Annotated in this window: 10 protein-coding genes and 1 riboswitch; of the genes, 2 read left to right on the top strand and 8 right to left on the bottom strand. The window is 33.9% G+C overall.

What is annotated here, in order from left to right; translation table 11 throughout:
- Nucleotides 1–264: 264 nt before the first annotated feature.
- Together R9X47_RS21005 and R9X47_RS21000 are read right to left on the bottom strand one after the other, a co-directional pair.
- Entirely contained in the window at nucleotides 265–2,109 is a 1,845-nt protein-coding gene (locus tag R9X47_RS21005; RefSeq protein ID WP_432663043.1) for a sensor histidine kinase, read from the bottom strand.
- Nucleotides 2,106–2,786 carry a response regulator transcription factor gene (locus R9X47_RS21000; protein ID WP_432663042.1) on the bottom strand — a complete coding sequence of 227 codons (681 nt, stop codon included), beginning with the start codon at nucleotides 2,784–2,786 and terminating at the stop codon, nucleotides 2,106–2,108. The genes R9X47_RS21005 and R9X47_RS21000 overlap by 4 nt, the downstream gene beginning before the upstream one ends.
- 293 nt (nucleotides 2,787–3,079) lie before the next feature.
- Here R9X47_RS21000 and R9X47_RS20995 point away from each other — a divergent pair, with 293 nt between their 5' ends.
- Nucleotides 3,080–3,844 (top strand): hypothetical protein, encoded by a 765-nt coding sequence (locus R9X47_RS20995; RefSeq protein ID WP_432663041.1) that lies wholly within the window; start codon nucleotides 3,080–3,082, stop codon nucleotides 3,842–3,844.
- A gap of 178 nt (nucleotides 3,845–4,022) precedes the next feature.
- Here R9X47_RS20995 and R9X47_RS20990 read toward each other — a convergent pair whose 3' ends face one another.
- From R9X47_RS20990 to R9X47_RS20970, 5 genes are all read right to left on the bottom strand, one after another.
- Nucleotides 4,023–4,466: a hypothetical protein gene (locus R9X47_RS20990; RefSeq protein WP_432663040.1), complete on the bottom strand. Its 444-nt coding sequence runs from the start codon at nucleotides 4,464–4,466 to the stop codon at nucleotides 4,023–4,025.
- An 82-nt stretch (nucleotides 4,467–4,548) separates the two neighbouring features.
- On the bottom strand, nucleotides 4,549–5,928 hold the full coding sequence (locus R9X47_RS20985; protein ID WP_432663039.1) for a sulfurtransferase: 1,380 nt from the start codon (nucleotides 5,926–5,928) through the stop codon (nucleotides 4,549–4,551).
- Nucleotides 5,929–6,216: 288 nt separating this feature from the next.
- Nucleotides 6,217–7,692: a glycine betaine uptake BCCT transporter gene (locus tag R9X47_RS20980; RefSeq protein WP_432663038.1), complete on the bottom strand. Its 1,476-nt coding sequence runs from the start codon at nucleotides 7,690–7,692 to the stop codon at nucleotides 6,217–6,219.
- Between the two features lie 204 nt (nucleotides 7,693–7,896).
- Nucleotides 7,897–9,213, bottom strand: coding sequence for a betaine reductase selenoprotein B (grdH, locus tag R9X47_RS20975; protein ID WP_432663037.1), 1,317 nt, complete (start codon nucleotides 9,211–9,213; stop codon nucleotides 7,897–7,899).
- A gap of 14 nt (nucleotides 9,214–9,227) precedes the next feature.
- Nucleotides 9,228–10,553, bottom strand: coding sequence for a glycine/sarcosine/betaine reductase component B subunit (locus R9X47_RS20970; protein WP_432663036.1), 1,326 nt, complete (start codon nucleotides 10,551–10,553; stop codon nucleotides 9,228–9,230).
- Between the two features lie 266 nt (nucleotides 10,554–10,819).
- Between R9X47_RS20970 and R9X47_RS20965 the strand changes: the two genes are divergently transcribed.
- Nucleotides 10,820–11,482, top strand: a complete 663-nt coding sequence (locus R9X47_RS20965) for a TetR family transcriptional regulator (RefSeq protein WP_432663035.1) — start codon at nucleotides 10,820–10,822, stop codon at nucleotides 11,480–11,482.
- Between the two features lie 427 nt (nucleotides 11,483–11,909).
- A riboswitch (glycine riboswitch) is annotated at nucleotides 11,910–12,013 on the bottom strand.
- Between the two features lie 125 nt (nucleotides 12,014–12,138).
- Here R9X47_RS20965 and grdD read toward each other — a convergent pair.
- Nucleotides 12,139–13,326, bottom strand: a complete 1,188-nt coding sequence (gene grdD, locus R9X47_RS20960) for a glycine/sarcosine/betaine reductase complex component C subunit alpha (RefSeq protein ID WP_432663034.1) — start codon at nucleotides 13,324–13,326, stop codon at nucleotides 12,139–12,141.
- Nucleotides 13,327–13,336: the final 10 nt, after the last annotated feature.

Below are 13,336 nucleotides of genomic sequence, written 5' to 3'. Positions count from 1 at the left end.
GATTTTCTCATTACACTCAGCAAGTTTTCTAGACAAAATTGTTCAAAGGCCTTTACTTATCTTTTTCATTTATTTCTTGGGCTTCATTTCATCCTGATCCAGATATATGGGCCGAAAAACTTGATAGACGAAAGTAGCCTCTGAGGTTTCCTTTTGGGGATTTTTATGAATCTGTTTTAACCTTCTATTCTTCAATTAAAAACAGGTTCATAGCATGAGCCAAAAGGATTCTCAGTAGCTACTTGAGTAAGATCAACCTCTCATTTACACATCTATATGTTTATCTAATGAAAAGTGAAACATTACACCCTTTTCCGTATTCTTCACACCAAAGTCACTTTTATGATGCTCTAAAATCCCTTTTACTATTTGAAGCCCTAGGCCTGTACCACCTAATTCTCTATTTCTTGATTTTTCAATCCTGTAGAAGGGTTTCCATATCTCTTCTATTTCACTTTCAGGGATATGAGTCCCAGTATTCTCCATAGTAAATAATATCTTCTCTTCATCTTCATCTATACAAATTAACACTCTCTCACCATTATTAGTATATCTAATAGCGTTACTGTATAGATTAGTGATTACCTGTTCAATCTTCTTACTATCACCCTTTACAAAAATATCCTCAGCGTCTAAGGATACTTCAATATTCTTATTTTGAGCTAAGGCTTTCAATTTGCTATGGACTTTTAATACAACATTAGAAATATCAAATATTTCCCAGGTTAATTTATAGCTATCTGACTCGATCTTTGACAGTTGTAGCATTTCAAATATCAATTCATTCATATGACTTACTTCCTCAATTAATGAGTTTATATGGGTTTTATCGTGTTTATCATACAATCCGTCCCTAACCCCCGAAGCAATCCCTTCTATAACGGTTAAGGGAGTTTTCAGTTCATGGGATATGTTGGCTATAAATTCTTTTCTAATCTTTTCTTGCCGTCTTTCTCTTTCAATATCATCTATCAGCTTTTCATTTGCTTCTTTCAGTTGTGTAAGGCTTGTATTTAAATTATTTGATAAAGTATTTAAGCTATTAGCTAAATCTCCAATTTCATCTTCTGAATTTATTTTACATTCACTTGAAAAGTCTAGTTTTGCCATTTTACTAGCTATATTTTTCATATGAATTAATGGCCTTGAAATAACCTTTGAATAAATATATGCGGCAATTATAACTAATATAAAGGCAAAAAGAAACAAATATATGTTATAGTTTTTTATAATAGATATTGCATCATCTACTGGCTGTAGCGATGTTGTTGTAAATAAAAGATATTGTCCAAAATTTTTTATATCGACTGGTTTTATAAAAATAATGTTTTCAATACCAGTAGTTTCATCTATAGCCTCATAATAGACTAATTCCTTTCTTTTAAATAAATCTTCAACCTTATTCATTACTATTAAATTAGATATATTGTAATCAAGCATCTGCTGCCTATATAAATTGCTGTAGAACTTTTCATCTGGAATATATAAAGAGGAAATAGAACCCTTAATTTTAACTAGCTTTATATCATAATCACCATTCTCTTCTCCAGACTCATTATCTATAGTAATATAATCTTCACTAATCGCTTCAAATCCACCTAATCCTAAACTATCATATTTTTGACCATCTATAACAATCTCATGTGGGAATATATATACATCTGGACCATTATATATCTCTATTTCTCCACTAACTTCAATGTTTTTCCCTTCCTCTAGAATATCTTTGTTTATTGATAAGTCTTTCAGGAACGTATCAATATATATATTATATTTTTTGCCATCCTCACTTGTAATCTGTAAAAGCGACGATTTATATTGCATCTCTAATCCATATTCAGGATTTCCATATCTATTAATTAGTGCTAAAGCAACTTCATTTTTATTTGAGAAATAGTTTAAGCTTTCATGCAGCTTTTCTTCATACATAAAACTTCTTTCTAAAATATTCGTTAAGGATTCAATTTCTTCTTTTAACATGTTGATTTTAATATCCTTATAAAATTTAGTTATAAGTACATTTTGAAAAATAAATTGCACAGAAAACAATACCATAAATAAAACCGTTGTAACTATAAATAGCTTTAATACAATGCTTTTTGTCTTCATTCATTCACCTCAAATTTATACCCTACTCCAAAAACAGTAGATATAACATATGCCTTATCCTTTAAGTGCTTTCTAAGCTTTTTTATATGGTTATCAACCACCCTTACATCTCCAAAATAGTCGTATCCCCATATAGCTCTTAAAATTGTTTCTCTAGATAAAACTTTAGCTTCATTCTCCATAAAATATACCAATATATCAAACTCTTTAGGTGTTGTTTTTAATGACTCATCACCTATTCTTACTTCTCTGGAAAGCTTATTAACACTTATTCCATCCTTTAAAATAATATTGTTATCTTCAATTATAGTTCCATTAGCCCTCTTTAAAAGCATCTTAGCTCTGGCAACCAATACTTGAGGATTAAATGGCTTGGTCACATACTCATCGGCCTTCAAATCAAATCCTAATAGTATATCATCGTCATCACTTCTTGCAGTCAGAATTATTATGGGAACATCAGAGTTTTTTCTTATCCTTCTACAAACTGACCATCCGTCTAACTCTGGAAGCATTATATCTAATATGATGAGGCTAACATCTTCCGTCTGAAAAGTTTCTAATCCTTCTTTACCATTTGCAGCTTCTAATATCTCAAACCCTTCCATTTTAAAATAGTCATGTATTATTCTACGAATCTTCTCTTGATCTTCAATTATTAGTACTTTTCCATGCATCTTAAAAAACCCCTTTATAAAGTCTAAAACATTTATTATAGCTTAGCTACTAAGTAACCAACTACTAATGTAGTTATATTAAATATTATAAGACAAATTTATGTCTTTTTTGTGTTCTTTTTCTATGAATAAAACATAAAAACAATATCACTTGTACCAAGAAAAGACATAACTATTCTGTATTATAGATAGTGTAGGATGAGACACACACAATAAATCTAGATTTTTAAATCAATTATACTTACATAGCATCCTATAAAAATTTATTTTAAAACAAAATTGGAGGTATTGAGATGAACAGAAAACAAGTATTAGTATTATCACTATCAGCATTAATTTCACTTGGAGGTATAGTAAACGGAGGTGCTTCATTTGCTGCACAGCCTAATGGCCTAAATATGCAAACAGCAGAATGTGAAGAGATTAAATTGGAAAACGTGAGCTTTGAAGATTTTATGAAAACTATGCCTACTAAAGATATTCCTAAAGATGACATGAAAAAGCTTGAGGACCTATACAAAGAAAGCATTAAGCTTGAAAAGGATGAGAAATGGGACGACGCTAATGAAAAATGGGATGAGTTTTACAAGCTTTTAGATAAATACTTTGATGATAGTCTTGTAATTGAGCCTATTAAATTCCCAAGCTTTGAAGATTTCATGAAGGAAATGCCTACTAAAGATATTCCTAAGGATGATATGACAAAACTTAAGGACCTGTACCAAAAATGTGTTGAGCTTGAAAAGGATGAAAAATGGGACGATGCTAGTGAAAAATGGGATGAGTTTTACAAAATTTTAGATAAATACTTTGATGATGATGATAAATTCGAGCCGATTGTCGAACCAATTGATTTTCCAACATTTGAAGAATTTATGAAGGATATGCCAGAGGATGTCTCTAAAAACGATATGAAAAAACTTGAAAAATTATATGATGAATGTGTTAAATTAGAAAAAGATGATAAATTTGATAAGGCATATGATAAGTGGGAAGAGTTTTACGAAATACTAGATAAGTACTTTGAAAAAGAGGATATGGAAGATAAAGCTGAATAAATCGTAGTATCTTTCTAGTCTTTGAAAATCACATATGTATAATGTGCTAAATGATAAATTAAATAAGTATCTTTCTCATACAAATTTAGTAAGTTTTTTAAATCCTAACTAGGATTAACTATTCACCCCTTATGTCTAATGTAGGCTTTAAGGGGTTTATTTTTTATTCAAAAAATATTCATCTATAATAATCTACAGTTAAATTTATGATTCTTATATACTGAAATATAACTGCTGTTCCAACACTTACCACCATCCAAGGATACGCTATTAGGCTCACTTCTTTGTAAAAGATAATCATCACTAAAAGCACTATACTTAGAGCCACAGTAAAAAACACATATTGCTTTAATCTACCAATGATATTAGCTCTCCTCAAAATAATAATGCCTATACAAACTACGATACCAGCTATTATTATCCATTTATAAATGTTTAATAATTTTACGCTTAAAACTGTATCTTCTAGAGCTCCTTTTCTAAATACTAAATCCCTATGAATTCCCATACTTTTTCTTGCTGCTGCTTCAATGCCTATGCTTAACACAATAAAGAAATATGAGATAACTGGTAAAATCTTTTCTGTAACAACTAAATGACATTTTCTACATCTCCTTAGCATTTTACTCTCCTTCTTTATAAATGATTATTTATTTAAAAGAGGCAACCCCATATAAGGAAGTTACCTCAAATATAATACTATCTTACTTTGGTTCTCCTGAATCCACCGGATTAGACTTATCCATACTCCATTCAAACCATCCGCCATCGTATACAGCGATATTTTCCCAGCCCATTAAGTATGCATCAAAGAAAGCTTCACTTGCTCTCCATCCAGTTCCGCAATAGAAAGCTGATTTTTTATCGGCAGTTATATCAAAATCTTTCCAGTTCTTAGCTATTTCCTTATAATTTCTCATAGTCCCATTTACACTGCGATAATCCTCCATATGGTATGGATCTGATCCTGCATGCCCCCATACAGCCCCCTTTATACGTCCTTTTGGCTTTATATAGGAATAACCACTGGTCTCACCTAAGTATTCTGCCCAGCTTCTTATACTAACAAGCTCTTCATTATCTTTGGCTAATATCTCTTTTGCTTCCTTTGTATCAATAATATACTCTGGATGGGCAGGAACTTGTACTCCAAAATTATGGGCAGGTGTTGGCTCATTTGCTGTGGTTTCAACCTCATGCCCTTCTGATTTCCATGCATTAAATCCACCATTTAAAAGTCTCACATCTTCTACACCACAATACATAAATATAGAAGCTGCACGGGCTGCCGCAGTGCTGTCGGCACCATATACTATAACTGTTGTATCATAGGTTACTCCATATTTTAAAAGCATTTTTTCTAAATCCTCATCCGACTTACGATTCCATAGTGGTTCTTCTTCTATTTCGTTTGTATCTAAGTGTATTGCTCCTGGTATATGTCCCTCGTTATAGTCTTTAGGTTCTCCCCAGCTTACTTCAAATACTTTGTAGCTTTTACTATCATAATTTTCAGGATTTTTATTACTAATTACGTCATCAATCCATTGTGGATGAACCAGCTTTTCATAGTTTTTAAGGCTTTCTATTGGTAAGCTGTCATCAGCAGCCCATTCCTTCATACCCGCTTCATAAATAAGTACATTTTCATAGCCTAACCCCTTAAGAACCTCAGCCATCGCCATGCTTTCTACACCACTTGTATCATATACTACAATAGTTTTCTCTGAATTAATTCCCTTATCACTTAAAGCAGTTTTTAATTCTTTTTCTTTTAACTTTTTTGTCCATAGATAAGGAAAATCTATTGCACCTTTAATATGTCCACCTCTGGCTTCACCTTCAAGCTTCCAGCCAATATATGCAGCTTCACTACGAACATCAACAATTACAAATTCATCATTTTCTATTTCTTTGATTAATTCTTCTTTAGTAATAGTTGTTTTAATATTTTCTTCTTTATTTTCAACTGGTATCTCGTCTATTTTTTTAGCCTCTTCTGTATTCCCCTGACACCCAGTAAAAATACCTAAACTAAATAATAAGATTAAAATTAAGCTAAAAGACCTTCTAATTTTCTTCATTATTTTTCCTCCCAATGCTATATTTTGTAAGTATTTTACTATATTTGATCAGTGTTGCTACTTTATTTTATAGGAGGAAGCATCATCATTCAAATTGAAGTTTTTTATAGGTACTAGTGCTACTATAATTTTTATCAATACAAAGATTAATCCCTTTATATTCCCTCTATTTCATTGTTTTAGCGGTTTATAACTCTAATCATACCAACCATATATCGGATTTCTAATTTTTTGCACATAAAAAGCCAGCAGAATTTCTTCTGCTGACCCTTTCAATTTTAATTATAATTAAATATTTTCTTGTCTTAACGCTTTAACAAGCGCTACCATAGCAAACAGCATTATAAAGATAAATGGGAATGCAGCCGCTATAGATGCGGTTTGTAACATTCCAAGTGCCTTGTCACTTGCTAACATAAGTGATAAAGCCAATGCTGATTGAATAACACCCCAAGTAACCTTTCTTTTAGTAGTTGGATTAAGGTCTCCATTAGAAGACATCATACCAAGTACAAAGGTTGCTGAGTCCGCTGATGTAACAAAGAAAGTAGTAAGTAAAACAACTGTAACCATAGAAATAGCAGTTCCCATTGGATATTGATTCATAACTACGAAGTATGCAGTTGAAGTAGACTTAATCGCTTCAGTAGCTGTTTCTAGTCCTGTATTTATACCCATTGTACCGAATACAGCAAACCATATGAAAGAAGCTAATGTAGGTGCTAATAAAACACCCGCAACGAATTCTTTAATAGTTCTACCCTTAGAAATACGAGCTATGAATGTTCCAACGAATGGTGCCCAAGCAATCCACCACGCCCAGTAGAATACTGTCCACCAACCGTACCATTCATTATTTCCGAATGGGTCTATCTGGAAACTTTCTCTAACAACAGTACTTATATAAAGTCCTAAGCTGTTTGTGAATGTATTTATTATCATTATAGTCGGTCCAATGATTAGTCCCAATACTATAAGAATTCCGCATAAAGAAACATTTGCATTTGATAACCATTTAATACCTTTATCTAAGCCTGTAACAGCTGAGATCATGAATAGTATTGTTATAACTGTTATTACAACTATTCTTACGCCGTTTGTTTCTGGAACACCGAATAAGAAATTCAATCCACTTGTTGTCTGTAGAGTTGCCATACCAAGTGATGTAGCAACACCTGCAACAGTAGCAAATACTGATAGGACATCTATTAGCTTACCTATTGGTCCATTAACTCTTTCTTCACCAATTAATGGAATAAAAACACTACTTATAAGACCTGGTTTATTCTTTCTAAATTGCATATATGCAAGAGCTAATGCTAGAACACTATAATTTGCCCATGGGTGTAATCCCCAGTGGAAGAATGACTTCTTAATTGCAAAATCTGCTGCCGCCGCTGTTCCACCTTCTATTCCTAATGGATTTACAAAGTGGTTAAGTGGCTCTGCAACTCCCCAGAAAACAAGTCCTACGCCCATACCTGCACTGAAAAGCATTGCAAACCATGAAATTAATGAGTATTCTGGTTTTGAATCATCTGGCCCCAATTTTATCTTTCCATATTTACTAAATGCAATCCAAATTGAAAATACAACAAATGAAAACATAGAAAGTAAGTAAAACCACCCAAACTTACCAACAAATAATGCAAATAAATCGTTACCTGCTTTCTCAAAGCTTGCTGGTCCTAATAATCCCCAAGCAACAATTATAAGCACTACTATCAGGGATACAATAAAAACAGTATTATTCTTTTTTTGCATATGTGCGCCCCCTATCAAATTATTTTATAACGACTTTAGGATAAAACCTCGCCCATAAGGACGCGGTTTTATTATAGAGAATTCCAAGTAAATCTTAGTTTACACATATCAAAATATCCGGTGGTTCTGGGGATTTTTGATGTGTATAAATTATAGTTTTGACTGGAATCTCTATATAAATCAAATAAACAAAATAAGTTAAATTTATATTTTCACCTTAAAAACAGTTTGTTCTTTTATCTCTGTCTCTAATGCATCTAAAGCTACGCCAACTCTATGATATCTAAGTTTCCATTGTTCTTCATCAGAAGTACTTGGATCTCCTAATGGATATGGAATCGAAATTGTCGGTACCATTCTGTTTGCCCCAACTGTCTTTGCAACTGGAATCAAGTTTGCCATTTGTACTACTGTAAATCCAGCCTTTTCTATTTCTTTTACCATCGTTGCACCGCAACGTGTACAAGTACCTCAGGTAGAAGTCATGATAACTGCGTCAACTCCGGCAGCCTTTAAATCCTCTACGATTTCCTGAGCCATTCTCGCCGCTTCTGCTTGAGTAGTTCCTGTTCCAACTGTTGTGTAGAAATACTCATGTATAGATCCTATTCTACCTTCTTTTTCGTATGCTCTTAAAGCATCTAAAGGCACTATTACATCTGGATTTGCATCTGCTGCAGCTGGGTCAAACCCTGCATGGATAGTTTTATAAACTCCTCCAGGAAGATTATCTAATTCAGCCACATTATATTTACCCCATCTTGTAGCCGATGCAGATTGGATTCTATCAGGATTGTCTACTGGTACTATACCACCAGTTGTTGCAAAGGCAATCTTTGCCTTGCTTAAATCCTTAATAGCTGGTGCTATTGGAACTAAGTCAAGTTCTGGTATTGGTAATTCACTAACATACTCTTCACCATTAACCTTTTTTAGAAGCATGTCTATAACTCTATCAGTAGCTGGAGTTTCTGAGCTTAACCATTTCTGGTGTCTAACACCTCTTCCATAGTATCCCTCTTCTGCTGCAGATAATAGTTCTTCACCGAAAAGTAATTTCTTTCCGAAGTTAGCCATTTTCGTTACATCTTTTCTCATGGCAGCAGCACTTTTTCCACCCTCGAATATATACATTTCATTTCTGAACATTTGAACTCCAGGGTTTTCATCATTCATAGAACTTATTACAGGTACCCCAAACTTTTCCTTTACTGCTTTAGATATATGTCCACAAGCTGAACCATATCTTCCTGCTCTAAATGCAGGTCCTGCAAAGAATATATCGAATTCTAAGTCATTTAAAAATCCTAAAATGATTTCAACTGCCTCTTCTTGTCTTGAACCCATGAAGTTATCTCCACAAATAATAGTGTGAGTAACTTCTACATCATCACCTAGAGCCTTATCAAGAGCCATTGCTGGCCCAACTAGACCTTCTCTTATTTCTGGGGCAAAATCTGCTACGTCTTCCCCACCAACTTGTCCAAAGAATTGGTTTAAGTAAAGAATCGCTTTCTTCATTTTCCTACACCTCCTTAATACTCTACCATTGTCTTAGTAGACCAACCTGCTACTCGGTCTCCACAGAACATAGCGTTATTTTCCATGATTATTGATCCATCTTCTCTTACTGATGGTCCTAGAAGCTCATCGTCAGCCCATCCGCCAGATAAACCGTCTCTAGCTAATGCTTCTAATTCACCTATTACCATTTCCATTGGTGGAAGCTCAATAAGCTCTGATACGTTTCCACAAGATACTATTGCATTTGCTTTTTGATCTAATGTTACAAGTGGCTGAGAAGCACCATCTCTACCTGTACACTCATTTGTAAGTCCTACAGTTTTAACTCCAGCATCTTCTAATGCTACGATACACGCAATAAAGTCCGCATCTGGGTTACCATATCCTTCTTCAGCTACTATAGCACTGTCTGCTCCTAAAGACTTTGCAATTTGAGCTACGAATTGAGCCGCTCTTTCTTTTTGCTCTAATGCAACGTTTAGATTAGACATAATTACACCTAAGAAGTTTACTGTTTTTCCGTGTTCTGCGTACAAACGCTTAATCATAGGATAGTTTTGGAAATCATATGTTGACCACTTTGATGAACAAGGCATAAATGATCCTGAGATCATAGCTCCATCTAGTACTTCGTTTGGATGCATGAATGTAGGAACCATATGGTTACAATCCCATCCATATGTTAAATCATTATATCCCATTTCTTCCATTTGTGATTGAGGTTGTAAAACTAATACAACACTTGGAAGGTCATTAACTTCTTTAGAACGCTTAGTTACCGGAGCTAATTCGTAAGTCTCTACTTCTTCCGGCTCCATGTCCTTTACACAGCTACCTATATATTCTGAAAGTCTCATTCCAGCCCATCTTAAAGCATGGTTTTTCTTTTGTTGTTCGCGCTTTTCAAACTCTTCATCAGTATCTGCTACTAGACAAATATTTTGCAACTGAGAGAATAGTGTATACTTTGCACCTTCTCCGCTCATATCTATTAATCCATCTTGGAATCCACCCCAGTGCTTGCCTACTACTAATACACTACAGCCTTTAAGAGCTAGAGTTTTTCCATCTCCTGCTTGCATAAGGTCACCAGTTACGCCTGGGAATACTGGACCTCCACCTACTCTATGTCTTGGTTCAATAGCTTCCTTTACCGGTACTATACGTACACTGTCTCCTGGCTTTGTTATTATTATGTCTGCTTCAGTAATATGCTCATCTTCTCTTACCACTGCCAAGGCTTCTTCCTTGTTGATAGTTAGAATTCCATTTTCATAGGCTGTCTTTTCTCCAAAGACAACATCCTTTACATGAAAATTGCCGATTTCTAATTTCATTTTTACACTCCTTTCGTTTTTGTATTATTCTCTAGAAAAATAACGTACGAATTTTTTTCTTCTGAAAACGTTATCTTATAGTCGTGTACTATTTGTTATTTTTCTAACTAATACAATTATATCATAACCATGATTATATTGTAAATTCGTTTATTAAATATTCATGATTTAAATTCGATTTTTTTGTCATATTACGTACCTTTAATTAATATGTGTTATAATATTTATAAATATTTCTAAAATTTTTATTTAGTTGGGTGAATATAATGGACAAAAAAGAATTTCAAAAGAAACGTATGATGAGCTATTTTATTGAGGCAGCAAATCAAATCATAGAAACTGAAGGTGTGGATGCTATTACTATCAGAAAGGTTTCAGATATTGCTGGATATAATAGTGCTACACTATATAATTACTTTGAAAACTTGGACCATTTAATCTTTTTTGCTTCTATGAAATATCTAAAGGAGTATGTACTTAAGCTACCTGATTATCTTAAGGATTCAAAAGACTCCATCGACAAGTACTTTAAGATTTGGCAATGCTTTTGCGAGCATTCATTTGAAAAACCCAAAATATACTACACGATTTTCTTTGATCGATTTAGTAATTCATTAAATGATGATATCAAGGAGTATTACTCAATTTTTCCTGAAGAGCTTGGGAATCAATCTAAAGATATACTTTCAATGCTATTAGGACAAAATATATATATTAGAAATAGATTCATACTCGAGTCCTGTATTCCTAAAGATTTAGTGGCTCATGATGATTTAGAAGAAATTAATGAAATAAATTTACTAACTTATCAAGGAATGCTTGTTAGAGTATTAAATGAACAAATTGATTTTACTATCGATGAAGCCATAAGACGAACACTATTATATATGAAACAAGCCATAAAGTCTTATGCTAAAACAAATTTCTAATTTTATCTATTTATATAATATAAAACCCCATAAATGGTTTATATTTTTGAATTTATCAAAATAATAAACTACTTATGGGGTTTCATATTTTTAATTAAAAAAAGTGGCATACTACCTGGCCGAAATGAACAAGGTTTATGCCTAAGTCGTTATAAGTTAAAAAATAATTTTTTAGTTGGGCGCAATCTAATTATAACATAATCTTGATTTATTTTCAATCATGTTTAAAAAATAATCATGATGATTTAACCTTATTTATTTTATTTCTGTGCATATCTACCTTTAAAATAAATAAAAAAGGAGTAATGGCTACTCTAAAGTGGCCATTTACTCCTCTGTCATTAACCTGAGAGTTTCTTTCAACAATGCTAAAATCATTGAAATTGCCCCGTCGGCGCTTATTTATAGTTTAAGCTTTCCAGAGTACTGTCAAAGCATGGTCCTTTGGCCTGAGATCTTCACTACAACTGGCTTTGTCATAGCTTATACCTTCGGCGGTCAAGTGAATTGACTCTCTCCCAAACTCTTCATCCAGTAACTGTATTATTTATTTTTCAATTTTTTAAATATGAATTGTATGCTTTATACCGTATTATTATACAACATTTTTAATTTATTTACAATAAAAACTGTTACATTAGTTTTTTATGCTCTATTTAGCAAGGATTACCTTCACCAGCAACAAACCCAGCCTTAGCAAGGGCCTTAGTTGCTACCTCAAGATTTGCTTCACTTACAAGTACAATAGGACCAGTACAACCCATACCACTTTCAGCGTAGATGCCTTCCTTCCAAAGTACTCTAACAGCATCCTCAAGATCCATAATATCTATACCAGATATAGAACCAGTTACAACTTCCTTAGGAGGAGCCGTTACCTCTTCCTCAGAAGCAGCTGCTTTTTTGTTATCCTTTGTAAGACCTTCTAAAATAGCCTTAAGACCAGCCTTATTAGCCTTTTCAAACTCTCTCTTTGCAACTTCCTTTAGATTACCCTTTGCTAGAGCAGCTCCATACTGAAGAGCACCCGCAGCAACCGGTACACCAGATGCTCTAGAAAGGATTAAGATAGTTCTATCGTATCCCTCTCCAATTCCTGGACCATATCCATAGCCTAGGGCTTCATAACTTCCGCCCGTTGCATAGGATGAGAATACCTTCATCATAATATTACCAGTTAAAGTATCAGTAACCATTACATCAACGGCACCCTTTAAAAGGTCGTTTCCTCTCATAACGCATCCGCCATCGGCACGGGTAGATTCACCAAAATTGATTTCATACCCACCGCTGCTTAGCTCCTTAAGAGCCCTCTCAACCTGTCTTGCACCATCAACATTTAGGATTCCAATCGTTGGTTTTTCAATCCCCATAGCCTTAGCAGTGATGATTCCATAAAGAGCATTCTTCACCATAGCCTCAGTTCTGTGGGCAGAAGAAGTTCCAGTAGTAGTAGCAAGGTACATTTCCTTTCCAAGACCAGGAGTAATAACCTTACCTACAGTGGATACCCCTATCGGGAAATTATAGTGCATAGTAACACAAGCACCAATATAACCACTATCTAAAAGTTCTTCCATCTTCTTATGCATTTCGTCCTCAGAATTTACCTCAACTATCTCAAGATCAGTCTCTACCTTTGGACCTATTAATACTATCTCAAAATCACTACTTCTTTTAGCAGCAAGCTCAGCACCCTTTACAAGATTCTCAGTTCCGTGCTCACTACCAAGAGTAGTAATACCTACCCTTACCTTATTTCCAAACTGTCCAGTTTCAATAGCATCAGCTATTTCCATGAACATATTTCCAAGCATATTCTTCATAGCCTTTTGATCGCTCATTCTAGACCCT

The sequence above is a fragment of the Wukongibacter baidiensis genome, from assembly GCF_050888315.1.
In the GTDB taxonomy this organism is placed as follows: Bacteria; Bacillota; Clostridia; order Peptostreptococcales; family Caminicellaceae; genus Wukongibacter; species Wukongibacter baidiensis.
The sequence above is the reverse complement of the archived record's forward strand: the minus strand, read 5'-3'. Positions and strand labels throughout refer to the sequence as shown.

What these genes read in the sequence shown, in the direction of transcription:
- R9X47_RS21000 (WP_432663042.1), bottom strand. Translation starts at nt 2,786, where the DNA reads ATGCATGGAAAAGTACTAATAATTGAAGATCAAGAGAAGATTCGTAGA.
- R9X47_RS21005 (WP_432663043.1), bottom strand. Translation starts at nt 2,109, where the DNA reads ATGAAGACAAAAAGCATTGTATTAAAGCTATTTATAGTTACAACGGTT.
- grdD (WP_432663034.1), bottom strand. Translation starts at nt 13,326, where the DNA reads ATGAGCGATCAAAAGGCTATGAAGAATATGCTTGGAAATATGTTCATG.
- R9X47_RS20995 (WP_432663041.1), top strand. Translation starts at nt 3,080, where the DNA reads ATGAACAGAAAACAAGTATTAGTATTATCACTATCAGCATTAATTTCA.
- R9X47_RS20965 (WP_432663035.1), top strand. Translation starts at nt 10,820, where the DNA reads ATGGACAAAAAAGAATTTCAAAAGAAACGTATGATGAGCTATTTTATT.
- R9X47_RS20980 (WP_432663038.1), bottom strand. Translation starts at nt 7,692, where the DNA reads ATGCAAAAAAAGAATAATACTGTTTTTATTGTATCCCTGATAGTAGTG.
- R9X47_RS20990 (WP_432663040.1), bottom strand. Translation starts at nt 4,466, where the DNA reads ATGCTAAGGAGATGTAGAAAATGTCATTTAGTTGTTACAGAAAAGATT.
- R9X47_RS20985 (WP_432663039.1), bottom strand. Translation starts at nt 5,928, where the DNA reads ATGAAGAAAATTAGAAGGTCTTTTAGCTTAATTTTAATCTTATTATTT.
- R9X47_RS20970 (WP_432663036.1), bottom strand. Translation starts at nt 10,553, where the DNA reads ATGAAATTAGAAATCGGCAATTTTCATGTAAAGGATGTTGTCTTTGGA.